Raw genomic sequence first — 22,599 nt, forward strand, 5'->3', positions numbered from 1 at the left:
GAGCCGGGTCAGCGGCGACGGCGGAGGTCGGGGAGCAGCGCCTTCGGCGAGCGGGCGCGGATCGCGCTCCACCACACGCCCGCGCCGTACGACGCGTCGTCGAGGCGCCGTGCGACGGCGAACCGCAGCGGGTCGAGCCGCGGTTTCGTGCGCGCGTACTCGATGACGGTGTCGGCAAGGGCCGCCACCAGCACGGCCCGGCGAACGCGGCGGGAGACGAGGCATCCGATCGCCGCGAGCGGCCACCAGTGCCGCAGGAGCAGCGCGAACCCCTGCGTGACCGCGGCGATCGCGCCGTAGCCGGTGAGCCGACCGGCGAGGCGGTACGGATGCCGCACGCCCACCGCCCGGCGCCCGATGCGCGCGATCGTCACGCCCGCGATGACGCCCGCGACGGGCAGCGACCAGCGTCGCTGCGCCATCAGCGCGACGAGGAGCCCGGCGCCCCACGGTGCGAGCACCACGGGCGCGATGTCGTCGGGATGCCGCATCGCGAGCGGGTGCGCGCCGGTGCCGTAGAACGCCTTGCGCCCCATCCAGGCGCGCAGCGTCGACCGGTGCTCATGGCGCACGGATGCCGCGGGCTCGAAGCGCACCCGCCGGCCCTCGTCGACGAGCCGCCACACGAGGTCGACATCCTCCCCGACGCGCATCGACGCGTCGAAGCCGCTGCCGAGGGCGTCGACGCGCGCGACGAGGCACGTGCTCGACACCCAGGTCACCGGGGATCGCGGCCGCACGATCGACGAGTCGCTGCCGAGGTCGAGCGACGAACGCGCGTCCTCGTAGCGCGTGATCCAGTTCGGCCGGTCGCTCTCGAGGCCGAGTACGCGGGGCGCCACCATCGCGAGCCCGGGGTCGGCGAAATGCCGCAGCATCGTCTCGATCGCGGCCGCCTCGACGACCACGTCGGAGTCGACGAACACGACGAACGGCGTGGCGACCCGGGTGAGCCCGGCGTTCCGCGCGCCCGCCGGACCGACGTTCTCGGCGAGCGGCAACAGCTCGGCGCCGTGTCGCGCGGCGACGGCCGCGACGGCCGCTCGATCGACCGAGTCGTCGTCGACGACGATCACGCGCAGCGCGCCGCCGAGGCCGGCCAGCAGGCGGTCGAGCTGGCGCGACCGGTCGCGCACGGGGATCACCACGGTCGCGAGGGCGAGGTCCGCGGCCGGCAGCGCATCGACCACGGGATCGGCCATGCCCGTGGCGAGGAGGTGGTCGGCGAGTGCGCGGCTCGAGGCATCCGTCACCGTGATCGTGCGGCCCAGGATCGCCCGGCGGGCGAGCGGCTTCAGGCGCGAGATCCGCGTCGGCGAGCCGCCCACGAGCACGGCGCCGTCGTCGATGACGCGGGTGTGCCGGTTCAGGCGCACGACGAACCCGTCGGGCAGCCGCGCGGTCACGAGCGCGTCTCCGAGCGCGTCGGGACGAGGCATCCGCGATCATCGACGACACCACCCGCGAGCCGCGACCACGCCTCGCCGATGATCGCGTCGAACACGCGCGCTCCCTCCTCGACGGTCGAGCCGCGCGGGTCGCCGAGCACGCCGTTCAGCGAGACGCGGCGCACGCCCTCGGTGCGCAGGCGGTGGATGAGCTCGGCGAGCGGCGCGTCGTTGCCCGGCTCGATGCGGTCGCCCCGCACGCGCGTCGGGTCGGTCGCCAGCATGAGCGAGGTCTCGGTGCGCCCGGCATGCGGGTCGGCGGGCCCCGACCCCTGCGGCGCTCCCGCGCAGGGCAACCATGCCGCGGGCCGGCCTTCGGCGACAAGCGTCGGCACGGCGGCGGCGAGCGCATCGACGTTGCCGCCATGCCCGTTCACGAAGACGAGGCGAGCGGCCCACTCGCACGCCGAGCGCCCGTATTCGACGAGCAGCGTCGTGAGCGCCTCGGTGCCGATCGAGATCGTGCCGGGGAAGTCCTGGTGCTCGCCGCTCGCGCCGTAGGCGATCGACGGCGCCACGACCGCGTCGACGCCGCCGCCCGTCAGGCGCTCGGCGAGCGCGTCGCAGACGACGGATGCCACGACCGCGTCGGTGTCGAGCGGCAGGTGCGGCCCGTGCTGCTCGGTCGACCCGAGCGGCACGAGCAGCACCGGCCGACCGACCTCCGGCCACGGCCGATCCACGAGGCGCCGCGCGCCGCGCCCGGTCACGCGCGAGCCTCAGGCGTTGCCGAGGGCCACCGCGTCGTCGGGCCGGGGCTCCGCCGGCTCGGGCTTGGCGCGACGGGTCGCCGGCCTCGTCTTGCGCGCCGAGGGCTTCGTGGCGGGCTGCTCGGCTGCATCGCCGGTGCCGAGGTCGCGCCGGAAGTTCGGCGGCATGTAGAAGTCGGCGGGACTGAGCTCGTCGATCGAGGCGTGCCCGAGGCCGAGCACGGCCGAGTCGAGTCCACCGCGGAGCACGTCGAAGACGTTCTCGACCCCAGCCTGTCCATTCGCCGCCAGCCCCCAGAGGTACGCCCGTCCGATCATCACCGCGCGCGCACCGAGTGCGAGCGCCTTCGCGACATCTCCGCCGCGTCGGATACCGCCGTCGAGGAGCACCTCGACCTGGTCGCCGACCGCGTCCGCGATGCCCGGGAGCATGCGGATCGACGCGGGCGTCGTGTCAAGGTTATTGCCGCCGTGGTTCGACACGGAGATCGCGGTGACGCCAGCGTCGACCGCGCGCCTGGCGTCGTCGAGGCGGGTGATGCCCTTGAGCATGAACGGGCCGCCCCACTCCTCGCGCAACCACGCGACGTCGTCCCAGGTCGCGGGCGGCGTCGACATCCACTCGCCGTAGGCGCCGAAGAACGTCGGCGCCGGACCGCCGTCGGCGGGCGCGAGGTTCGGCGTCGAGAGGTCGGGTACGCTCCCGGTCTTCAGGAAGTCGAGCAACCACGCCGGCCGCGTCACCGCCTGCGGAGCGAAGCGCATCGCCGCCTGCAGGGTGAGCTTCTCGGGGATCCACGGGCTCCCCCAGTCGCGGCCGTTGGAGAACGACCAGTCGAGGGTCAGGATGACGCCCTTGACGCCGGCGGCACGCGCCCGCTCCAGCCGGTGCAGCATCGCGTCGCGCGTGCCGCTCCAATACACCTGGAAGAGCGTGTTGGGGTTGGCCTCCACGACGTCCTCGACGGGCTTCGACGCGTACGACGAGAGGCCCATGATCGTGCCCCGGTTCGCGGCCGCCCGGGACACGGCCACCTCGCCCTCGGGATGCACCGCCTGCACGCCGGTCGGCGAGATGAGCACGGGCAGTGAGATCGGGATGCCCATGACCGTCGTGTCGAGCTTTCGCTCGGACTTGTGGTCGGCCACCATCGGCGCCCACTGCAGCTCGCCATAGGCCTTCATGTTGTCCTGATACGTCAGGCCGCGCTCGGATCCGGCGATCAGGGCGCCGTACACCGACTTGGGCAGGCGCCGCTTGGCGCGCCGCTGTGCCACGGCCACGGTCTCGAACCAGTCGTTGCTCATCGTCTCTCTCCTTCTCGAAGTCGTCTCGTCATCCGCCGAAGATCTGGCTCACGGCGGGCGCCACCCCGCGGTAGTCGTGCACGACGTGCAGGGTGCCGCGCCCGATGCGGGCGAGGTCGCGGCCGAGTTCCACGTCCTTCTCCCCGCTCGCGTCCAGCAGCACATCGAGGCGCGGAAGCCGCCCGGCGAACGGGCGCGGATCGGGTCCGGCATTGTGCACGCAGTCCGACAGCAGGATCACGCGGGCGTCCCGCACCGGGGCACGGGCGAGCTGCTTCGCCGCGAGCTCGAGCGGGAACGCCACGTTCGTGAGCCCCTGCGCCGGGATCCGCATGATGGTGTCGAGCAGGTCCATGGGCTTCACGGGCTCGCCGAGGTTCAGCAGGATCGCGGCATCCGACCAGAACGCGATCACCGCGAGGTCGTCGTGCTGGAGTTCGCCCGCGAGCGCGCCGACGGTCGCTGCGGCCGTCGCCACCCGCTCGCCCTTCATCGAGCCCGACACGTCGACCGCGAGCACCACCGAGCGCTTCGTGCGGATGCGGTCGCGCACGACGATGTCCTCGTCCTCGGGCACCGGCCGCTCGGCGAGCACCTCGATCGTGCGATCCAGGTCGATCTCGTCGGAGCCGCCGCGGTACGGCATGCTGCCGAGGTCGCCGAGTCCGCGTCGGCTGGTCGCGTCACGACGCGGCCGGGGCACCGCGAGACGTGCCGCGATCTTCCGCGCCCGCGCTCGGGCGACCGGGTCGACCGCGGAATCCGTCTCGGGCACGACGACGGATGCCTCCTCGTCGGTGAACCCGGGCGCGGCGCTGCCGGGCATCGGCTTCGCCGCCGCGCGCCCGCCGTCGCCGCTCCGGCGCAGCAGCATGCCGCCGCCGGCGCCGGCCGTGGCCTCGAACACCGTGGGTTCCTCCTCGAGTCGTTTGGGAGTGCGCCTGAGCGGCTTCCCGCTCGCACCGCGCCGGTCGGGCCGCTCGCGCTGCAGCGGGGAATCCGCCGGCACCGCTCTTCATCCGGGCGCCGCAGCGTGCGGCTCGAGGATGAAGCGGTCCTCCCAGATCTCGCGCAGGACCCGCTCGGGCGTCGTCTCGATCGCCTCGTCGAGGTGGATGCGTCCCGAGAGCGACACGATCATCGCGTCGAACACGAGCTCGGGGTACCGCTCGTCGTCGGGTGAGCGGAGGTCGCGGAGCTCCGCGAGCTTGGTCGCCACGAGCACGCAGTCGATCGCGCCGCGAACGCTCGACCCCTGCTTCAGGTCGGGATGCCGGCGGGTCGCCCGCGTCACGGCGACGGCGTCCGCGATGAGCCGCTCGCCGAACTCGCCCTGCGCCGCCGTGCGCAGGGCGACGATGCGCTCCTCGCTCGGGGCGTCCTGGTAGTCGACGGCCAGCCTGTTCAGCCGGTCGTGCACGCTCGTCGACAGCCGCGTGGTGCCGACGTTGTCGTACGGGTTCATCGAGGCGATCACGCGGAACGTCGGCTTCGCCCGGATGCGCCCGACGCGCGGCACCGCGATCGACCGGTCCGCCATCGCGGTGAGCAGCGTGTTGAGCGTGTCCTCGGGCGCGCGGTTGAACTCCTCGATGTAGAGGAACCCGCCCTCCTTCATCGCCTCGACGAGCGGCCCGGCCACGAAGTTCTCGGCGCTGTAGTCCTCCTGCAGCACCCGGGCCGGGTTGTGGTGGCCGACGAGCTTCGCGGGCGTGAGGTCGGCGTTGCCCTCGACGAAGAGCAGCGGGATGCCCCACTCCTCCGTGATCGCCGAGAGCATCGTCGTCTTGCTCGTGCCGGGCGGACCCTCGAGCAGGATGTCGCGCCCGGCCGCCACCGCCGCGAGCGTGAGCTCGAGCTCACGCTCGCGGCCGACGATCCGGGACGCGATGCGCTCGCGGTTGGCGGCGAGGCGGCTCGCGCCGGTGTCCGCTCGTGCGATGTCGGTCACGTGTGCGTCCTCCTACTTGGTGGTCTGCCCGGCATCGACGGGCAGGGTCACGCCGGTGATGTAGCGCGCCTCGTCGGAGGCCAGGAACAGCACGGCGTTCGAGATGTCGACGGCCTCGACCCACGGGATCGGGAGCGCGTTCAGCGTCGTGAATCGCTCGCCGAGCGCCTCGCGCGTGCGCTGCTGGGGCTCGAGGTCGGGTGCGAACAGCTCGTACATCGTCTCGTTCTGGATCATGTCGGTGTCGACTGACGTGGGATGCACGGAGTTGACCCGGATCATGTCGGGCGCGAGTTCGAGCGCGAGCGTGCGCATGAGTCCGACGACCCCGTGCTTCGCCGACACGTAGTGCGCGAAGTTCGGGAAGCCGTTGAGTCCGGCGGTCGAGCTCGTGATGATGATCGACCCGCCACCGGCGGCCCGGAGATGCGGGATGGCGACCTTGCAGGTGCGCCAGACACCCGACAGGTTCACCTCGATCATGTCGCCCCACTGCTCCTCGGTGAGTTCCTCGGCCGCGCCGCTCGAGAAGATGCCCGCGTTCGCCGCGACGATGTCGAGGCGGCCGAGCTCGGCCACGCCCTCGTCGACGGCCGCCCGCAGGGCTTCGCCGTCGCGCACGTCGACCTTGCGGGCCACGATGCGCCGGTCGAGCGCCTCGACCTGGCGCACCGTCTCGTCGAGGTCCTCCTGCGTCGCCATCGCGTAGGGCACCGTCGAGATCTGCTCGGCGATGTCGACCCCGATGATGTCCGCGCCCTCCTGCGCCATGCGCAGGGCGTGGCTTCGCCCCTGTCCTCTCGCCGCACCCGTGATGAACGCGACCTTTCCGTCGAGTCGTCCCATGATGTTTCCCCCTTCTCTCCTTCTCGGTCTCACTTCACGGCGGCGCCGGCGTCGACCGGCAGCGGGACGCCGGTCACGTAGCGCGCCTCATCGGAGGCGAGCCACAGCACGGCGTTCGAGATGTCGACGGCCTCGACCCAGGGAACCGGGAGCGCGTTCATCGCGGTCGCCGCCTCGGCGAAGTCGTCCTTCGTGGGATTGTCCAGGTCTGGCCGGAACAACCGGTAGATCGTGTCGTTCAGCACCATGTCGGTCGACACGGTCGTCGGGTGGATGCTGTTCACGCGGATCATGTCCGGCGCGAGTTCCAGGGCCAGTGTGCGCATCAGCCCCACGAGACCGTGCTTCGCCGACACGTAATGGGCGATGTTCGGATACGCGAACAGTCCCGCGTCAGAGCTGGTGATGATGATCGAGCCGCCGCCGGAGGCTCGGAGGTGGGGGATCGCCGCCTTGCAGCTCTTCCACACGCCCGACAGGTTGATGTCGATCATCTCGGTCCAGTGGTCCTCGGGTATCTCCTCCGCCCGGCTCGGCGTGCCGGCGATGCCGGCGTTGGCCGCGACGATGTCGAGCCGGCCGAGCTGGGCGACGCCCTCGTCCACGGCGGCCTTCACCGCGTCGTAGTCACGGACGTCGGCCTTCGTGGCGATGATGCGGCGATCGAGTGCCTCGACCTGCCGAACGGTCTCCTGCAGGTCCTTCTCGGACGCCGGCGGGATGTTGTTCGTCGGCACCGCCTCGCAGATGTCGATGGCGATGATGTCGGCGCCCTCTTCGGCCAGCCGCAGCGCGTGGCTCCGACCCTGTCCTCGTGCCGCGCCCGTGATGAACGCGACCTTTCCCTCTACACGCCCCATTGCGTGCTCCCTTCTCTCGGTTCGGGATGCCGCGGCCGCATCCGTCTCGGATGTCGCGGCCGCGACATCCGTCGGTCAGTACTGCGTGTTGCCCGCGTCGACGGTGAACTCCATGCTCGTGACGTACCGCGCCTCGTCGGAGGCGAGGAAGAGCACCGCGTTCGACTGGTCACGCGGCTCCGTCATCTCGATCGGGAGCAGGTTCGTCATCATCGCCGCGACGCGCGGGTGCGCCTCGAGGAGCGGCCCATAGGCGGCCATCGTGCTCGGGTCCGCCATGGGGGTGTTCACGCCCGTGGGGTGGAGCGTGTTGACCCGGATGCTGTGCTCGGCGAGTTCGGTCGCGTACGCGCGCATCAGACCGACCACGCCGTGCTTCGCCGCGACGTAGGCGGAGATGAACGGCAGCCCCTTGATACCGGCGGCCGAGCTCGTGAGGATCATCGATCCGCCACCGGCGGCGATCAGGTGCGGCGCGGTCAACTGGATCGTGTTCCACACGCCCGTGAGATTGGTCGAGATCGTCTGGTCCCAGATCTCCACGCTCGTGTCATCCCAGGCCGCGATCACGACGATGCCCGCATTCGCGACGACGACATCGAGCTTTCCGAACTGAGCGACGCCCTCGTCGATCACCGCCTTCATCGCGTCCCGGTCGCGCACATCCGCCTTCCGCGCGACGATGCGGCGGTCGAGTGCCTCCACCTGGCGCACGGTCTCAGCGAGGTCGTCCTCGGTCGCCGACGGGTACCCCACGTTCGGGATGTGGTCGCACAAGTCGACCGCGATGATGTCGGCACCCTCCTCGGCGAGTCGCAGTGCGTGCGACCGGCCCTGGCCTCGTGCCGCACCCGTGACGAATGCGACCTTGCCTTCGACTCTTCCAGCCATGTCGTTCTCCTTGCTTCGGTGTGATGGTGTCGGGTGCTTCGGTGTGTGCCGGGGTCGGCGGGCTACTTCACCGGATCGGCGTTGTAGCCGGGCATGAGCAGGTGCCCCGCATCGACCGGGATGGAGACACCGGTGACCGAAGATGCGAGGTCCGAGTTGAGGTAGAGCGCGGTGTCGGCGATGCGCTGCGGGTCGAGGAAGCCGTTGCCCTTCAGCGCGTGGAAGGAGTACCCCGCCTCGAGCATGTCGGCCTCGGTGCCCTCGCCGGCCGGCTTGCCGCTCATCATGTCCCATGCACCCTGCCAGCTGGTCATGGGCGTGAGGATGGCGCCCGGGTGGATCGCGTTCACGCGGATGCCGTGCCGGGCGTACTCGAGCGCGAGCGTCTTCATGATGCCGACGACGCCGAACTTCGCGGCGCAGTAGTGCACGTAGTTGGCGCCCGGCTCGAGCCCGTTGATCGACGAGGTCATGACGATCGAGCCGCCGCCCTGTTCCATCATGTGGGGAAGCACGGCCTTGGCCGACTTCCAGACGCCAGTGAGGTTCACGGCGATCATGTCGTCCCACATCTCGTCGGTCATCTCGTGCGCCGGCGCGAGCGAGAAGATGCCGGCATTGGCGATGAGGATGTCGATCTTCCCGAGCTCGGCGATGCCCCGCGTCACGGCCTCATCGAGGTCGGCCTGCTTGCGCACATCGCCCACGACGCTGACGATGCGGCGGTCGAGCGCCTCGACCTGCCGGACCGTGTCGTCGAAGTCGGCCTGCTGCGCCATCGGATACGCCACGGTGTCGATCTGGGTGAGCGTGTCGATGATGACGACATCCGCGCCCTCGCGCGCACACGTCACCGCGTGCGCCCGACCCTGGCCACGTGAGCCGCCCGTGATGAGGGCGACCTTTCCGTCGAGCATTCCCATGACTCGTTCCTCCTGTCTCAAGGCACGCCGAACGTCCTCGTGCGAGCGGCACGATCGACCGCGACCGCGTCATCACGGTCGTCGAGGCGAGTCGGGTCTCACGCGAGTCCGGTGCGGATGCCTCCCTGGTGGCGCCGGTCGGCGCCGGGTTCCTTCGTTGCGGAGTCGTCGGTGGTCGCGCCGGCGGCGACCGCGGTGAAGCCGGCGAGCGGGTCCTCGGCGCACGCGCTCACGGGCGGCGCCTGCAGGTCCTCGCGTCGCGAGAGCGTGACGCGGACCGGCCCCATGCCGGTGCGCGGGCGCGGCGGCGAGGTGCGGTGCGAGTGGTCGCCCGCGTGCTTGGGCACGCTGAGCTTGTCGGCCCGCTCGGCGAGCAGCTGCTCGCCGTAGCCCTGCACGCACTCGGGGTCGGGCCCGTCGAGCGGCAGCCCGGTGAAGAACTTGGCGGCCATGCATCCGCCCTTGCAGGTGTCGAAGAACTGGCACGACGTGCACGCGCCGCCCGACTGCGGCTCACGGAGCCTGGTGAACAGCTCGGACCCGCGCCACACCGACTGGAAGCCGCCCTCGCCGCGCACGTTGCCGGCGAGGAACTCGTCGTGGATCGCGAACGGGCACGCGTACACGTCGCCGATCGGGTCGATGAGGCACACCACCCGGCCCGCGCCGCAGAGGTTCAGGCCCGGCAGCGCCTGCCCGTACGCGGAGAGGTGGAAGAACGAGTCGCCCGTGAGCACGTTGTCGCCGTGCGCGACGAGCCAGTCGTAGAGCTCGCGCTGCTGCGCCTGGGTGGGGTGCAGCTCGTCCCAGACATCCGCCCCGCGACCCGACGGCCGCAGCCGGGTGAGCCGCAGCTGCGCCCCGTACCGGTCGGCGATGGCCTTGAACTCGTCGAGCTGCGGGATGTTCTGCCGGGTGCAGACGACCGAGATCTTGAAGTTCTTCATGCCGGCGTCCGACAGGTTCTGCATCGCGCGGAGCGCCGTCTCATACGAACGCGGCCCGCGGATGAAGTCGTTCACCTCGGCGGTGGCGCCGTCGAGCGAGATCTGCACGTCGACGTAGTCGTTGGCGGCGAGCTTCGCCGCGATCTCGGGCGTGATCTTCACGCCGTTCGTCGAGAACTTCACGCCCACGTGGTGGTCGGTCGCGTAGTCGAGCAGCTCCCAGAAGTCGCTGCGCACCGTGGGCTCGCCGCCGCCGATGTTCACGTAGAACACCTGCATGCGCTCGAGCTCGTCGATGACGGCCTTGCACTCCTCGGTCGAGAGCTCGCGAGGATCGCGCCGCCCCGAGCTCGACAGGCAGTGCACGCACGACAGGTTGCACGCGTACGTCAGCTCCCAGGTCAGGCAGATCGGCGCGTCGAGGCCGTGCTCGAAGTGGTCGACCAGGCGCATCGACGATGGCGGCGGCGCCGGTCGGATGTCGCGCACGGACGTATCGATCAGGGTCATGCTGCACGCTCCACGAGCATCTTCGAGTCGGCGAGCGTTCCGAGCGCCCGGAGGTAGGTCGGCACGTGCTCGTCCGCGACACCGGCCGCCTCGCACGCGGCACGCGCGTTCGCGGCATCCGATAGCCCCTCGACCACCGTCAGCAGCGTGCGGTCCTTCAGGAACGACAGCTTGCGGGTGCCGAAGTGGTAGAGCAGCGCCCCGAACGGCTCGGGTCTCACCGAGACCTGCGGGTGCAGCTGCCAGGCGGATTCTGGATCGACGGCGCTCATGGCGATGACGAGTGGGATGGCGTCAGTACACGCCGCACATGCCGTCGATCGAGACCTCTTCGACGAGCGAATCCGTTTCGATCACGTCCTCGATCGCACTCTGCGGTTCGACGAGCTGGTCGGTTCGAGTCATGGGATGCTCCTCATGTGCATGATCGCCGCCCTTGGCGATCTCCGTGATGAGGACGATACTAATGACACTCAGTGCCGTTGGGAAGGGGGTTGCGCCCATGACGGTCGGCCGCGAGGATGGGCCGGTTCGCCCGAGACTCGGTCGCGCGCCGTCGACGACCCACGCCGAGATCAGCCACGTGGCCCTCACGCTGTTCATGGAGCGAGGCTTCGACCAGACCACGATCGACGACATCGCCCGCGAGGCCGGCATCGGCCGACGCACCCTGTTCCGCTACTTCCCGTCGAAGAACGACCTGCCGTGGGGCGACTTCGACACCCTCCTCGGCCGCATGCGCGCGCACCTGTCGGGGATGCCCGACGACGTCCCCATGATGGAGCAGCTGCGCATCGCGATCCTCGAGTTCAACCGGGTGCCCGAGGAGGAGTGGCCCTACCACCGGCGCCGGATGGACCTGCTGCTGCACGTGCCCACGCTCCTCGCCCACTCGACGCTGCGGTACGCATCGTGGCGGCAGGTGGTCGCCGAACACGTCGCGCGCCGGCTCGAACTGCCCGAGCACGATCTCATCCCGCAGACCATGGCCTGGACCTGTCTCGGCGTCTGCCTCGCCGCCTACGAGCAGTGGCTCGACGACGGCAGCGCGCAACTGCTCGACCTGCTCGACGAGGCGTTCCGGCTCATCGACGAGCGCATCGACACCAAGGTGGTGCAGGCGCACCGGGGCGCACAGGGATGACCCGGTGACCGGTGGCGGGGTCGTCCGCACGACCGTCGTGGTCGGCGCCGGTGCCGCCGGTGCGGCGCTCGCGGCCCGGCTGAGCGAAGACCACGACCACCGGGTGATCGTGCTCGAGGCGGGCCCGGTTCCCCGCTCACGGGCGCAGTTCCCGCCCGAGCTGCTCGACGCGTCGACGGTGCAGGGCGCGATGCCGGGTCATCCGGCGAACTGGTCGTACCTCGGCCACCTCACCCCCGACCTGCCGTACACGATCGCCCGCGGCCGCATCATCGGCGGCTCGTCGACCATCAACGGCGGCTACTTCGTGCGCGCCCGCCCCGAGGACTTCGCCAGGTGGGCGGATGCCGCGGGCCCCGACTGGGCCTACGAGCGCGTGCTTCCCGTGCTGCGCCACCTCGAACGCGACCTCGACCTCGGCGCGGGGCCCGTCCACGGCGACGCCGGGCCGATGCCCGTGCGGCGGGCGTCGCAGTCCAATCCGGCCGCGCGCGCCTTCACGGCCGCCGCGTCGGAGCTCGGGTTCCCCGCCGAGCCCGACAAGAACGCGCCCGGACCGCCCGGCGTCGGACCGGTGCCGCAGAACGTCGTCGACGGCGTGCGCATCAACACCGGGCTCGCGTACCTGGAGCCGGTGCGCGACCGACCGAACCTCGAGGTGATCGGCGGATGCCGCGTGCTGCGCGTCGTGTTCGACGGGACGCGCGCGGTCGGGGTCGAGGTGGCGGGCGGCGGTGGCGCCGCGGGAACCGCTCGCGCCGGGGCATCCGCTCGGGTCATCGATGCCGACGAGGTCGTGCTGTGCGCCGGCGGCATCGGCACGCCGCACCTGCTGCTCGTGTCGGGCGTCGGACCGGCCGAGCAGCTGAGCGCCCATGACGTGCCGGTCGTGCGCGACGCGCCGGGTGTCGGCCGCGCGTTCAGCGACCACCCCGACCTCTCCGTGGGGTGGCGCGCCCGGCGGGGGGTGATGGACCCGCGCACGCCCGAGACCTTCACGACCGCGCTGAACTTCTCGTCGCCCGGCGGGGATCCCGCGGGCGACCTCGAGATCATGGTCTCGGTCAAGACCATGAACCACCTGCTCACGGGCTCGCCCGGCATGGTGTCCGGCGGTGCCCGGTCGGCGCTGCGGCATCCGCTCGCCACCGTGCGCGCCCTGCGCGGCGCGTCGCTCTCGCGGATGCGGGAGCAGGCCGTGCACGGTCGCGACCTCGTGCTCCTCGTGGGCCTGCAGGGCGAGGAGGCGCGCGGCTCGATCACGCTCGAGTCCGCCGACCCGACGGTGTTCCCGCGCATCGACTACCGGTACCTGTCGACGGCGCACGACCGGGAGCGGATGCGGCTCGGCATCCGCACCGCCGTGGCCCTGCTGCGCACGCGCGCCTTCGCCGAGCTGTTCGAACGGCTCACCGAACTCGACGACGCGACGCTCGACGACGATGACGCGCTCGACGCGTGGATGCTCGCGCATCTCGGCACCGCGATCCACCTCTGCGGGAGTGCGCCCATGGGGCCGGCCTCCGACCCGGGCGCCGTGGTCGACGGGTTCGGGCGCGTGCACGGGGTCGCGGGGCTGCGCGTGGCCGACACGTCGATGCTGCCGGATGCCCCGTCGCGCGGGCCGGCCGCGACCGCCGTGCTCATCGGGGAGCTCGTCGCCCGCTTCATGCGGCGCGGCGACTGAGGCGCGGATCGCATGGGTTGTCACGACGCGGTACCATTCGGTACCATTTGGTATGGCCCTCAATCTGCGTCTCAGTGACGACCTCGCCGAGGATCTCCGCGAGCGTTCACGTGAGACGGGCGTGAGCCAGCAGGAGATCCTTCGACGCGCGCTCGAACGATTCCTCCACGCCGAGGCGCCCGCACCGCCCGCATCGGGCTATCGAGCGAACCTGCTCCCGGCCCGCCGCCCCTTTCACACCGCAACGGAGCGTCTCACGCTCCCACGCGGCGTGAGTTCGGAGTCGCTGCTCGACCGTGACGACCGGATCTGATGCTCATCTACGTCGATAGCAGTGCGCTGCTCAAGCGCGCCGTCCAGGAGGCGGAGTCGGCTGCCGTCGATGCCGCGCTCGAATCCGCCGTTGCGGCCGGCGACGTGATCGCCTCCTCCACGCTCGCGTGGATCGAGGTCACCCGAGCGCTCCGCACGCGTCTCGATTCGACGGACCCTCGATTGATCGCCCGACTCAGCGATCACGCCCTCTCCGGTCTGCAGGAGGCACCGATCGTGCCCGAGGTCACGGCGGTGGCGCGGCGCATCGGACCGCCGACGCTTCGCTCGCTCGATGCGATACACCTCGCGACGGCGACGCTCCTCGAGGCGGACGAGGTCTGGGCCTATGACCGACGCCTGCTCGACGCGGCCGACGGACTCGGGCTCGTGACGGTCTCGCCGGCCTGACGCAAGGAGGCGACTGTCAGCGGGATCGGCAAGAGTGGGGGCATGACGCTCGCCGGTTCGACCACCGACCTCCGTGCCTCCGCGCTTGCCGCGCTGCGCGACCTCGTCGGCAACGGCGACGCCGACTTCCACGAGGGGCAGTTCGAGGCGATCGAGGCGCTCGTCGACGGACGGCGTCGGGCGCTCGTGGTGCAGCGCACGGGCTGGGGCAAGTCGGCGGTGTACTTCGTGGCGACGCTGCTGCTGCGGCAACAGGGCGCCGGGCCCACCGTGCTCGTGTCGCCGCTCCTCGCCCTCATGCGCGACCAGATCGCGGCCGCCGAGCGCGCCGGGGTGCGCGCCGTCGCCATCAACTCCACGAACCCGCACGAGTGGGCCGACGTGCAGGCGCGGCTCGCGGCCGACGAGGTCGACGTGCTGCTGGTCTCGCCCGAGCGGCTCAACAACCCCGGGTTCCGCGAGCAGCAGTTGCCCGCACTCGTACGCCGCATCGGCATGCTCGTGGTCGACGAGGCGCACTGCATCAGCGACTGGGGCCACGACTTCCGGCCCGACTACCGGCGGCTGCGCGACCTCATCGCCGAGATCCCCTCCGACGTGCCGGTGCTCGCGACCACGGCCACGGCGAACAGCCGGGTGGTGGCGGATGTCGCGGAGCAGCTCGGCTCGTCGGGCGACGTGCTCACCATCCGCGGGCCGCTCGCCCGCACCTCGCTGCGACTGGGCGTCCTGCGGCTGCCCGACGCGCCGACCCGGCTCGCCTGGCTCCTCAGCCACCTCGACGACCTGCCGGGGTCGGGCATCATCTACACGCTGACCGTGTCGGCGGCGAACGACACCGCTCGCCTGCTGCGCGAACGCGGGCACGACGTGCGCGCCTACACGGGCCAGACCGACCCCGACGAGCGCGAGGAGTCCGAAGCGCTCCTGAAGCGCAACGAGGTCAAGGCGCTCGTCGCCACCAGCGCGCTCGGCATGGGGTTCGACAAGCCCGACCTCGGGTTCGTGCTGCACCTCGGCGCGCCCTCGTCGCCGGTCGCGTACTACCAGCAGGTCGGTCGCGCCGGGCGTGCGAGCGAGAGCGCCGACGTGCTGCTGCTGCCCGGCGTCGAGGACCGCGCGATCTGGCACTATTTCGCGACCGCCTCGATGCCCGACGAGGAGCGCGCCCGCCGCGTCATCGACGAACTCTCCGACGTGCCGCTCTCCACGCCCGCCCTCGAGGCACGAGTCGACATCCGGCGCACGCCGCTCGAGCTGCTGCTCAAGGTGCTCGACGTCGACGGCGCCGTGCGGCGCGTGCAGGGCGGGTGGGTCGCCACCGGCGCGCCGTGGACGTACGATGCCGAGCGCTACGCGCGCATCGCCGCCGAGCGCGAGGCCGAGCAGCAGCACATGATCGACTACGAGCAGTCCGGCGGATGTCGCATGGAGTTCCTCCAGCGCTCGCTCGATGACGAGACGGCCGCACCGTGCGGCCGTTGCGACAACTGCACGGGTGCCTGGTACCCGGGCGACCTCGCCGAGGGCGCCGCGGATGCGGCATCCGTCGCCCTCGATCGGGTGGGGGTGCCGATCGAACCCCGCCGGGCGTGGCCGACCGGCGCCGACCGGCTCGGCGTCCTCGTCAAGGGCCGCATCGCTCCGGCCGAGCAGGCGAGTGAGGGTCGGGCTCTCGCCAGGCTCACCGACCTCGGCTGGGGCGGCACGCTGCGCGAGCTCTTCGCCGCCGGATCGCCCGATGCGCCCGTGCCGCCGCAGGTGCTCGCCGCGTGCGTGCGCGTGCTCGCCGAGTGGGGCTGGGCCGAGCGGCCGGTCGCAGTCGCGTCGGTGCCATCGCGCTCGCGACCGCAGCTCGTCGACTCCCTCGCCCGTGGACTCGCCGAGGTAGGGCGACTCCCCTACGTCGGTGCGCTGGGGCTCGTCGACGGCGGACCCACGGGTCGGCCCGGCGGCAACAGTGCCTTCCGCCTGGCCGGGGTGTGGGACCGCTTCTCGGCCGACGGGCTCGACGTGCCGGCCGGCGGCGTGCTGCTCGTCGACGATCAGGCCGACAGCCGGTGGACGCTCACCGTCGCCGCCCGCGCCCTGCGAGCCGCCGGCGCGACCGAGGTGCTGCCGTTCGTGCTGGCGCTGCGCGGCTGACCGCGCCCGGCCCGGCCCGGCCCAACCCAACCCAACCTGACCCAACCCAACCTGCGAGTGTTAACGCCCGTCGCCGAATGATGACGGTTCCGAGCACCCCCGCCGACGGAGCGTTAACACTCGCGAGCAACTTCCGGGCCAGGCCGACACGAGCCGACGGGACGACATGCTCGGTGCAAGCTCCGGTATCAACCCCGGGTCATGCCGGCTGCGGCGCCTGCTCCTTCGCGACGAGCGTGAGCACGTCGTACGTCGCGACGATCTCGTCGTTCTGGTTCTTCAGCACCGCGTCCCAGCGCACCTCGCCGTACTCGTCGGTCTCGCGCGGCGATATCTCCTTCGCGGTGAGCTCCACGCGAATCGAGTCGCCGGGCGACACGGGCGTGATGAAGCGCAGGTTCTCCAGGCCGTAGTTCGCCAGCACCGGCCCGGGCGCGGCATCCACGAACAGGCCGGCCGCCCACGACACGAGCAGGTACCCGTGCGCCACGCGCCCCGGGAAGAACGGGTTGGCGGCGGCGGCCGCCTCGTCCATGTGCGCGTAGAACGTGTCGCCGGTGAAGTTCGCGAAGGTCTCGATGTCCTCGAGCGTGACGGTGCGCGACTTGCTCACCACCTGGTCGCCGATGCGGAGCTCGGCGAGCGACTTGCGGAACGGGTGCTCGCCGCCAGGACGCGACGTGGCGCCCGGGTGCCACACGCCCGTGAGCGCGGTGAGCATCTCGGGCGAGCCCTGCACGGCCGTGCGCTGCATGTGGTGCAGCACGGCACGGATGCCGCCGAGCTCCTCGCCGCCGCCGGCGCGACCGGGTCCACCGTGCACGAGGTTCGGCAGCGGCGAGCCGTGGCCGGTCGACGAACGTGCGTCGTCGCGGTCGAGGAACAGCACGCGGCCGTTGTAGGCCGCGATCCCGCCGGCAAGTGCGACGGCAACTTCGGGGTCGTGCGTCGCGACGCTGGTGACGAGCGAGCCGCCACCGCGAGCCACGAGCCGCACGGCGTCGTCGACGGTGTCGTAGCCGACGATCGAGGCGACCGGCCCGAACGCCTCGACCTCGTGCAGCGCGGGGCTCGAGGCATCCGCGAACCGAAGCAGCATCGGTGCGACGAAGGCGCCGTCGGATGTCGCACCCGACGCGCCGTCGGATTGCATGACGCTCGGGGCATCCTTCGAACCGACGACGATCTCGCCGCCGGCGGCCTCGAGCTTGCCGACCTGCCGCAGCACCTCCTCGCGCTGCGCGACGGACGCGAGCGGACCCATGGTGACGCCCTCGGCGCGCGGGTCGCCGAGCACGACGCGCTCCTGGATGCGGGCGCGCACCGCGTCGATCACGGCGTCGACGGATGCCGCGGGCACGACCGCCCGGCGGATGGCCGTGCACTTCTGCCCCGCCTTGCTCGTCATCTCGACCACGAGCTGCTTGACGTACGCGTCGAACTCGGGGGTGCCGGGCACGGCATCCGTGCCGAGCACGGAGGCGTTGATCGAGTCGGTCTCGCTCGTGAACCGCACGCCGCCGGTCTGCACCGAGTCGTGGGCGCGCAGGCGCTCGGCCGTCGATGCGGAGCCCGTGAACGCGACGAGGTCGCCGAGTCGCAGGTGGTCGAAGAGGTCGGGAACGCTGCCCGACACGAGCTGGAGCGAGCCCTCGGGCAGGAGGCCCGACTCGACGAGGATGCGCACGAACGCCTCGGCGAGGTACCCGGTGGGCGTCGCGGGCTTCACGAGCGTCGGCATGCCGGCCAGGAACGCGGGTGCGAACTTCTCGAGCGAGCCCCACACGGGGAAGTTGAAGGCGTTGATCTGCACGGCCACGCCGGGCAGACGCGTGTAGATATGCCGACCGAGGAATGAACCGTCCTTCGAGAGGTTCTCGACCGCACCGTCGACGTAGACCTTGGCGTTCGGCATCTCACGCCGGCCCTTGCCCGAATAGTTGAACAGCACGCCGATGCCGCCGTCGATGTCGACCCACGAGTCCTGCTTCGTCGCGCCGGTGCGTACGGAGAGCTCGTATAGCTCGGCCTTGCGCTCGGTGAGCGCGAGCGCCATCTGCTTGAGCAGCACGGCTCGCTGGTGGAACGTCAGCGCCCCGAGCGAGCGCTGCCCGACGGTGCGCGCGTATTCGAGCGCGGCGCCGAGGTCGAGGCCCTCGGTCGAGACGCGGGCGACCACCTCGCCGGTCGACGCGTCACGCACCTCGGTCGCGGATGCCGCGGCTGCACCATCCGGGGTCCACCACTGGCCGTTCACATAGCTCGGCAGGATCTCGGTCATCATGCTCCTTTCAATGGGGAGCCGGGTGCTCCCCTGCGCCAGTTACGCGGCCGGTGCGCCACGTCAAGTGGCGCAGACGCCGCACAAGTGGCGCGGTGCGTGTCGGTGGGGTGGTACGTCGGGACGCCGCTCACGGGGCATCCCACAGGTAGAAGCCCTCGCCGGTCTTACGGCCGAGCTTGCCCTCGGCGACCATGCGGCGCAGCAGGTTCGGCGGGTCGAACCGCTCGCCGAGCGTCGACGAGAGGTACTCGGCGATGCCGAGTCGCACGTCGAGCCCGACGATGTCGGTGAGCCGCAGCGGGCCCACCGGATGCTTGTAGCCGAGCGTCATGGCGTTGTCGATGTCCTCGGCCGACGCGACGCCGTCTTCGAGCATGCGGATGGCCTCGAGCCCGAGGGCGACTCCGAGCCGCGAGGACGCGAAGCCCGGGGCATCCGTGACCACGATCGGCGTCTTGCCGATGGCGTCGACCCACTCCCGGGCCTCGGCCACGAGCACGCCGTCGGTGGCGTCGCCGCTGACGATCTCGACGAGCTGCGACGCCGGCACGGGGTTGAAGAAGTGCATGCCGAGGAACCGCGACGGCCGCTCGAGGAGCGCGGCCAGCTGGTCGATCGAGATCGACGACGTGTTCGACGCGAGCGCCGCGTCGGGGGCCAGCTGCGCCTCCACGCGGGTGAGGGCGTCGATCTTCAGGTCGAGGTCCTCGGGCACCGCCTCGACCACGAGGCCGCAGCGGGCGAAGTCGGCGACGTCGGTGCTCGTCGCGAAGCGGGCGCCGAGGACGCCGGCGTCCTCGTCGGCGGTGCCGCGGGCGACGGATGCCTCGACGGACTCGAGCACCCGCTTCGAGGCCGCCGCCGCGGCATCCGCGTCGCGTTCGACGACCGTGACCCGGGATCCGGCCAGCAGGAACGCGTGCGCGATGCCCGCGCCCATGCGCCCGCCGCCGAGCACGCCGACGTCGGACGGGGCTCCGGTCGTGGTCTCGCTCACTTCTTCCGCCTCTCGAGGAACTCGGTCATGCGTCGGTACTTCTCAGGGCTCTCGAAGAGCACGGCCTGCTCCTCGAGGTCGACCGCGGGGTGCGCTCCGCGCGGCGCCCGGAACACGCGTTTCGTCGCGATCGTCGCGGCGCGGTCGTTGCGCGCGATCCGGTCGGCGATGGCGTGCGCGGCCGGCAGCAGTTCGTCGGCCGGGTGCACCTCGGTCACGAGGCCGATCTCGAGCGCCTCCTCGGCGCCGATCGTGCGGCCGGTGAGCAGCAGCTCGATGGCCCGCGCGTCGCCGACGATCTCCTTGAGCCGCCAGCTCGCGCCCGCGGCGGCGATGATGCCGAGTCCCGTCTCGGGATTTCCGATCTTCAGCGCGGGCGTCGCGATCCGGATGTCGGCCGCGTACGCGAGCTCGGCGCCGCCGCCGAGCGCGTATCCGTCGAGCGCGGCGATCACGGGCATCGGCAGCTCGGCGACGCGCACGAACGCATTGGCGTTGATGCCGGCGCGGGCATCGTCGGCGCGACGCTCGCGCAGCTGCGCGATGTCGGCGCCCGACGCGAACACGCCCGCAGCACCCGTGAGGATCAGGATGCGGGGGTCGGCCTCGAGCTCCGCGCAGAGGGCGTGCAGGGCATCGACGGTCGCCTGGTCGATCGCGTTGCGCACCTCGGGCCGGTTGAGCGTCGCGATGACGCGGTCGTCGCGGCGCTCGACGAGCAGCGGCCCCCCCGCGGCATCCGTCACCGACATCACACGCGCTCCACGATGAGCGCCGTGCCCTGGCCGACGCCGACGCACATGGTCGCAAGGCCGTAGCGCGAGTCCTCGCGCTCCATGCGGCCGAGGAGCGTCACCACCAGTCGCGAGCCCGACGAGCCGAGCGGATGCCCCAGCGCGATCGCCCCGCCGTCGGCGTTGACGCGCGCGGCGTCGAGCCCGAGGCGGCGCATCGACGCGATCGACTGCGTGGCGAACGCCTCGTTGAGTTCGATCGAGCCGAGGTCGTGCACTGTGAGGCCCGAGCGGGCGAGCGCCTTCTGGGTGGCGGGCACCGGGCCGAGGCCCATGATCTCGGGGGCGAGGCCGGCCGCCGCACCGACGACCACGCGGGCACGCGGCGTGAGCCCGTACCGTTCGACGGCCTCGGCGCTGGCGACCACGATGGCGGATGCCCCGTCGTTCAGCGCGCTGGAATTGCCCGCGGTCACGACCGAGCCGCCCGGCACGACCGCGCGCAGCCCCGAGAGCACCTCGAGCGTGGTCTCGGGGCGGGGTCCCTCGTCGACGAGCACCTCGCCGCGTGCGGTGGGCACGCCGACGATCTCGGCCTCGAACCGCCCTGCCTCGATCGCCGCGACGGCGCGCTGCTGCGAGAGCAGGGCGAAGGCGTCGGCCTCCTCGCGGGTGATGCCGTCGACGCGGGCGACCTCCTCGGCCGTCTCGGGCATCGAGAACGTCGCCTTGTCGCGGGCGAGGAGCTTGGGGTTCGGGAAGCGCCATCCGATGGAGGTGTCGTACGCCGCGCCGGGCTTCGCCCACGCCTTCTCGGGCTTGGCCTGCACCCAGGGGGCGCGCGTCATCGACTCGACGCCGCCCGCGACGATGAGGTCGGCGTCGCCCGCGCGGATCGCCTGCGCCGCCATGGTGATGGCCGACATGCCCGAGGCGCAGAGGCGGTTCACCGTGATGCCGGGCACCGAGTCGGGGAGCCCCGCGAGCAGCACCGACATCCGTCCGACGTTGCGGTTGTCCTCGCCGGCCTGGTTGGCGGCCCCGAGAATGACCTCGTCGACCGCGCCCGAGCCGATCGCGTCGGTGTCGAGGCCCGCGCGCTGCAGTGCCTCGCCGACCACGAGGGCCGCGAGGTCGTCGGGTCGCACGCTCGCGAGCGCGCCGCCGTAGCGACCGACCGGGGTGCGCACTCCACCGACGAGGTAGGCCTCCGCCATGTCTCACTCCTGACCGCGTTGTCTGTGATGGATCGCTCTCGCCCAGCGTAGGCGTCCGCCCGCCGTCTGGGCAGGAATAAGTGACCGACCGTTCAGGAAGTAATTATGGCAAACGGATGCCCCGGGCGCCACTCGGTGCCCCGGCATCCGCACCTGCCGCCCACGTCGCCATGTCGGCGGGGACCGATAGCCTGTCGCCGAGCTCGTGCCGAGACATTCAAGGGGCGCTGCATCGGCGGCGACCCGATCGCCTGACCCAGAGGAGTAGACCCTTGAACGAGGCAGAGACGGCACAGGTCGAGCTGTACCAGTCGCAAGACGGCTCGATCGCCCTCGAGGTACGAGCCGACGCCGAGACCGTTTGGCTGACTCGCCACCAGATGGCGTCGCTGTTCGGCCGCGACGTGAAGACGATCGGCAAGCACATCGCCAACGCCCGACGTGAGGAACTGGACGGGATTCCAACTGTCGCAAAATTTGCGACAGTTCAGCGTGAGGGCGACCGCCTCGTCGAACGCACCGTCGAGCATTACAACCTCGACGCGGTCCTCTCGGTCGGCTACCGCGTGAAGTCCGCCGAAGGCATCCACTTCCGCAGATGGGCGAACGCAGTACTGAAGAGGTACATGCTCGAGGGCGCCGCCCTCAACGAGCGCCGCCTCGAGCAACTCGGGTCGATCGTGCGGGTCCTCTCGCGCTCCAGCGACGAACTGGTCGCGGGCGTCGCCGACGTGCTCGCCGGCTACCTGCCTGGCCTCAGGGCACTCCGCGACTACGACGAGGGCACGATCACGTCACCCGCGGGCGACGCCCCGAGCTGGGTGCTGAACTACGACGAGGCGCGCTCGGTGATCGCCCGGATCGCTGCCGAGTTCCCCGACGACCGACTCTTCGGACGTGAGCGCGGAGACGGGCTCAAGAGCGTGGTCGACGCCGTCTACCAGACGTTCGGCGGGCAGCAGCTCTACCCGACGGTGCAAGACCAAGCGGCGAATCTGCTCTACCTCGTCGTGAAAGACCACCCGCTCTCCGACGGCAACAAGCGCAGCGCCGCCGCGCTCTTCGTGCATTTCCTCGCGAAGAACGGCGCCCTCCACGACCATCGCGGACTGCCGCGCATCTCGAACAACGCGCTCGCCGCCATCACGCTCATGGTGGCGATGAGCGACCCGAAGGAGAAGGAACTCATGGTCGCGCTCGTCATGCGCATGCTCTCCGAGGAGTGACCGCCCCGACGACGAAGGCCCGCCCCCCGGCGGGGCGAGCCCTCGTAC

General features: G+C 71.4%; 22 protein-coding genes. 6 read left to right on the forward strand and 16 right to left on the reverse strand.

Annotated features, from left to right (window positions below; genetic code table 11):
* Positions 1–8: 8 nt before the first annotated feature.
* The 12 genes from mftF to mftA form a co-directional block, all read right to left on the reverse strand.
* Entirely contained in the window at positions 9–1,439 is a 1,431-nt protein-coding gene (gene mftF, locus EZM51_RS06255) for a mycofactocin biosynthesis glycosyltransferase MftF (RefSeq protein ID WP_136707399.1), read from the reverse strand.
* Positions 1,403–2,158, reverse strand: coding sequence for a mycofactocin biosynthesis peptidyl-dipeptidase MftE (mftE, locus tag EZM51_RS06260; RefSeq protein ID WP_136707400.1), 756 nt, complete (start codon positions 2,156–2,158; stop codon positions 1,403–1,405). The genes mftF and mftE overlap by 37 nt, the downstream gene beginning before the upstream one ends.
* Positions 2,159–2,167: 9 nt before the next feature.
* Positions 2,168–3,466 carry a pre-mycofactocin synthase MftD gene (mftD, locus tag EZM51_RS06265; protein ID WP_136707401.1) on the reverse strand — a complete coding sequence of 433 codons (1,299 nt, stop codon included), beginning with the start codon at positions 3,464–3,466 and terminating at the stop codon, positions 2,168–2,170.
* Positions 3,467–3,494: 28 nt separating this feature from the next.
* A complete protein-coding gene (locus tag EZM51_RS06270) occupies positions 3,495–4,475 on the reverse strand; it encodes a VWA domain-containing protein (protein WP_211195831.1) in 981 nt (326 codons plus the stop codon).
* 6 nt (positions 4,476–4,481) lie between these two features.
* Positions 4,482–5,417, reverse strand: coding sequence for a MoxR family ATPase (locus EZM51_RS06275; protein ID WP_211195832.1), 936 nt, complete (start codon positions 5,415–5,417; stop codon positions 4,482–4,484).
* 12 nt (positions 5,418–5,429) lie between these two features.
* The gene (locus EZM51_RS06280) at positions 5,430–6,263 is read right to left on the reverse strand and encodes a mycofactocin-coupled SDR family oxidoreductase (protein WP_136707402.1); all 834 of its coding nucleotides are present in this window, start codon (positions 6,261–6,263) and stop codon (positions 5,430–5,432) included.
* Positions 6,264–6,292: 29 nt separating this feature from the next.
* Complete coding sequence (locus EZM51_RS06285; RefSeq protein ID WP_136707403.1) at positions 6,293–7,123, reverse strand: mycofactocin-coupled SDR family oxidoreductase; 831 nt, start codon at positions 7,121–7,123, stop codon at positions 6,293–6,295.
* A 75-nt stretch (positions 7,124–7,198) separates the two neighbouring features.
* The gene (locus tag EZM51_RS06290; RefSeq protein WP_136707404.1) at positions 7,199–8,014 is read right to left on the reverse strand and encodes a mycofactocin-coupled SDR family oxidoreductase; all 816 of its coding nucleotides are present in this window, start codon (positions 8,012–8,014) and stop codon (positions 7,199–7,201) included.
* Positions 8,015–8,076: 62 nt separating this feature from the next.
* Entirely contained in the window at positions 8,077–8,937 is an 861-nt protein-coding gene (locus EZM51_RS06295; RefSeq protein ID WP_136707405.1) for a mycofactocin-coupled SDR family oxidoreductase, read from the reverse strand.
* 98 nt (positions 8,938–9,035) lie between these two features.
* Entirely contained in the window at positions 9,036–10,394 is a 1,359-nt protein-coding gene (gene mftC / locus EZM51_RS06300) for a mycofactocin radical SAM maturase (RefSeq protein ID WP_169053807.1), read from the reverse strand.
* Entirely contained in the window at positions 10,391–10,666 is a 276-nt protein-coding gene (gene mftB, locus EZM51_RS06305) for a mycofactocin biosynthesis chaperone MftB (protein WP_136707406.1), read from the reverse strand. Before mftB ends, mftC begins: the two co-directional genes overlap by 4 nt.
* Before the next feature lie 22 nt (positions 10,667–10,688).
* Positions 10,689–10,799 carry a mycofactocin precursor MftA gene (mftA, locus tag EZM51_RS06310; RefSeq protein WP_136707407.1) on the reverse strand — a complete coding sequence of 37 codons (111 nt, stop codon included), beginning with the start codon at positions 10,797–10,799 and terminating at the stop codon, positions 10,689–10,691.
* 97 nt (positions 10,800–10,896) lie between these two features.
* On the opposite strand from mftA, the gene mftR reads away from it, so the two are divergent.
* From mftR to EZM51_RS06335, 5 genes are read left to right on the forward strand one after another with little or no spacing between them, the layout of a single operon-like run.
* Positions 10,897–11,538, forward strand: a complete 642-nt coding sequence (gene mftR / locus EZM51_RS06315) for a mycofactocin system transcriptional regulator (protein WP_136707408.1) — start codon at positions 10,897–10,899, stop codon at positions 11,536–11,538.
* A gap of 4 nt (positions 11,539–11,542) precedes the next feature.
* Positions 11,543–13,225: a GMC family oxidoreductase N-terminal domain-containing protein gene (locus EZM51_RS06320; RefSeq protein ID WP_136707409.1), complete on the forward strand. Its 1,683-nt coding sequence runs from the start codon at positions 11,543–11,545 to the stop codon at positions 13,223–13,225.
* A 52-nt stretch (positions 13,226–13,277) separates the two neighbouring features.
* Positions 13,278–13,538, forward strand: a complete 261-nt coding sequence (locus EZM51_RS06325) for a CopG family transcriptional regulator (RefSeq protein WP_169053808.1) — start codon at positions 13,278–13,280, stop codon at positions 13,536–13,538.
* Positions 13,538–13,948 carry a type II toxin-antitoxin system VapC family toxin gene (locus EZM51_RS06330; RefSeq protein WP_136707411.1) on the forward strand — a complete coding sequence of 137 codons (411 nt, stop codon included), beginning with the start codon at positions 13,538–13,540 and terminating at the stop codon, positions 13,946–13,948. Before EZM51_RS06325 ends, EZM51_RS06330 begins: the two co-directional genes overlap by 1 nt.
* A 42-nt stretch (positions 13,949–13,990) precedes the next feature.
* A complete protein-coding gene (locus tag EZM51_RS06335; RefSeq protein WP_136707412.1) occupies positions 13,991–16,093 on the forward strand; it encodes a RecQ family ATP-dependent DNA helicase in 2,103 nt (700 codons plus the stop codon).
* 199 nt (positions 16,094–16,292) lie between these two features.
* Here the strand turns inward: EZM51_RS06335 and paaZ are convergent, their stop codons facing one another.
* The 4 genes from paaZ to EZM51_RS06355 form a co-directional block, all read right to left on the reverse strand.
* The gene (paaZ, locus tag EZM51_RS06340; RefSeq protein WP_136707413.1) at positions 16,293–18,374 is read right to left on the reverse strand and encodes a phenylacetic acid degradation bifunctional protein PaaZ; all 2,082 of its coding nucleotides are present in this window, start codon (positions 18,372–18,374) and stop codon (positions 16,293–16,295) included.
* A 130-nt stretch (positions 18,375–18,504) separates the two neighbouring features.
* Complete coding sequence (locus EZM51_RS06345) at positions 18,505–19,374, reverse strand: 3-hydroxyacyl-CoA dehydrogenase family protein (RefSeq protein WP_136707414.1); 870 nt, start codon at positions 19,372–19,374, stop codon at positions 18,505–18,507.
* Complete coding sequence (locus EZM51_RS06350; RefSeq protein ID WP_136707415.1) at positions 19,371–20,126, reverse strand: enoyl-CoA hydratase/isomerase family protein; 756 nt, start codon at positions 20,124–20,126, stop codon at positions 19,371–19,373. The genes EZM51_RS06345 and EZM51_RS06350 overlap by 4 nt, the downstream gene beginning before the upstream one ends.
* Positions 20,126–21,325, reverse strand: coding sequence for an acetyl-CoA C-acyltransferase (locus tag EZM51_RS06355; protein WP_136707416.1), 1,200 nt, complete (start codon positions 21,323–21,325; stop codon positions 20,126–20,128). The genes EZM51_RS06350 and EZM51_RS06355 overlap by 1 nt, the downstream gene beginning before the upstream one ends.
* 272 nt (positions 21,326–21,597) lie before the next feature.
* Between EZM51_RS06355 and EZM51_RS06360 the strand changes: the two genes are divergently transcribed.
* On the forward strand, positions 21,598–22,551 hold the full coding sequence (locus EZM51_RS06360; RefSeq protein ID WP_248305498.1) for a virulence protein RhuM/Fic/DOC family protein: 954 nt from the start codon (positions 21,598–21,600) through the stop codon (positions 22,549–22,551).
* Positions 22,552–22,599 lie beyond the last annotated feature (48 nt).

The organism is Agromyces sp. H66 (genome assembly GCF_004959775.1).
Lineage (GTDB): Bacteria > Actinomycetota > Actinomycetes > Actinomycetales > Microbacteriaceae > Agromyces.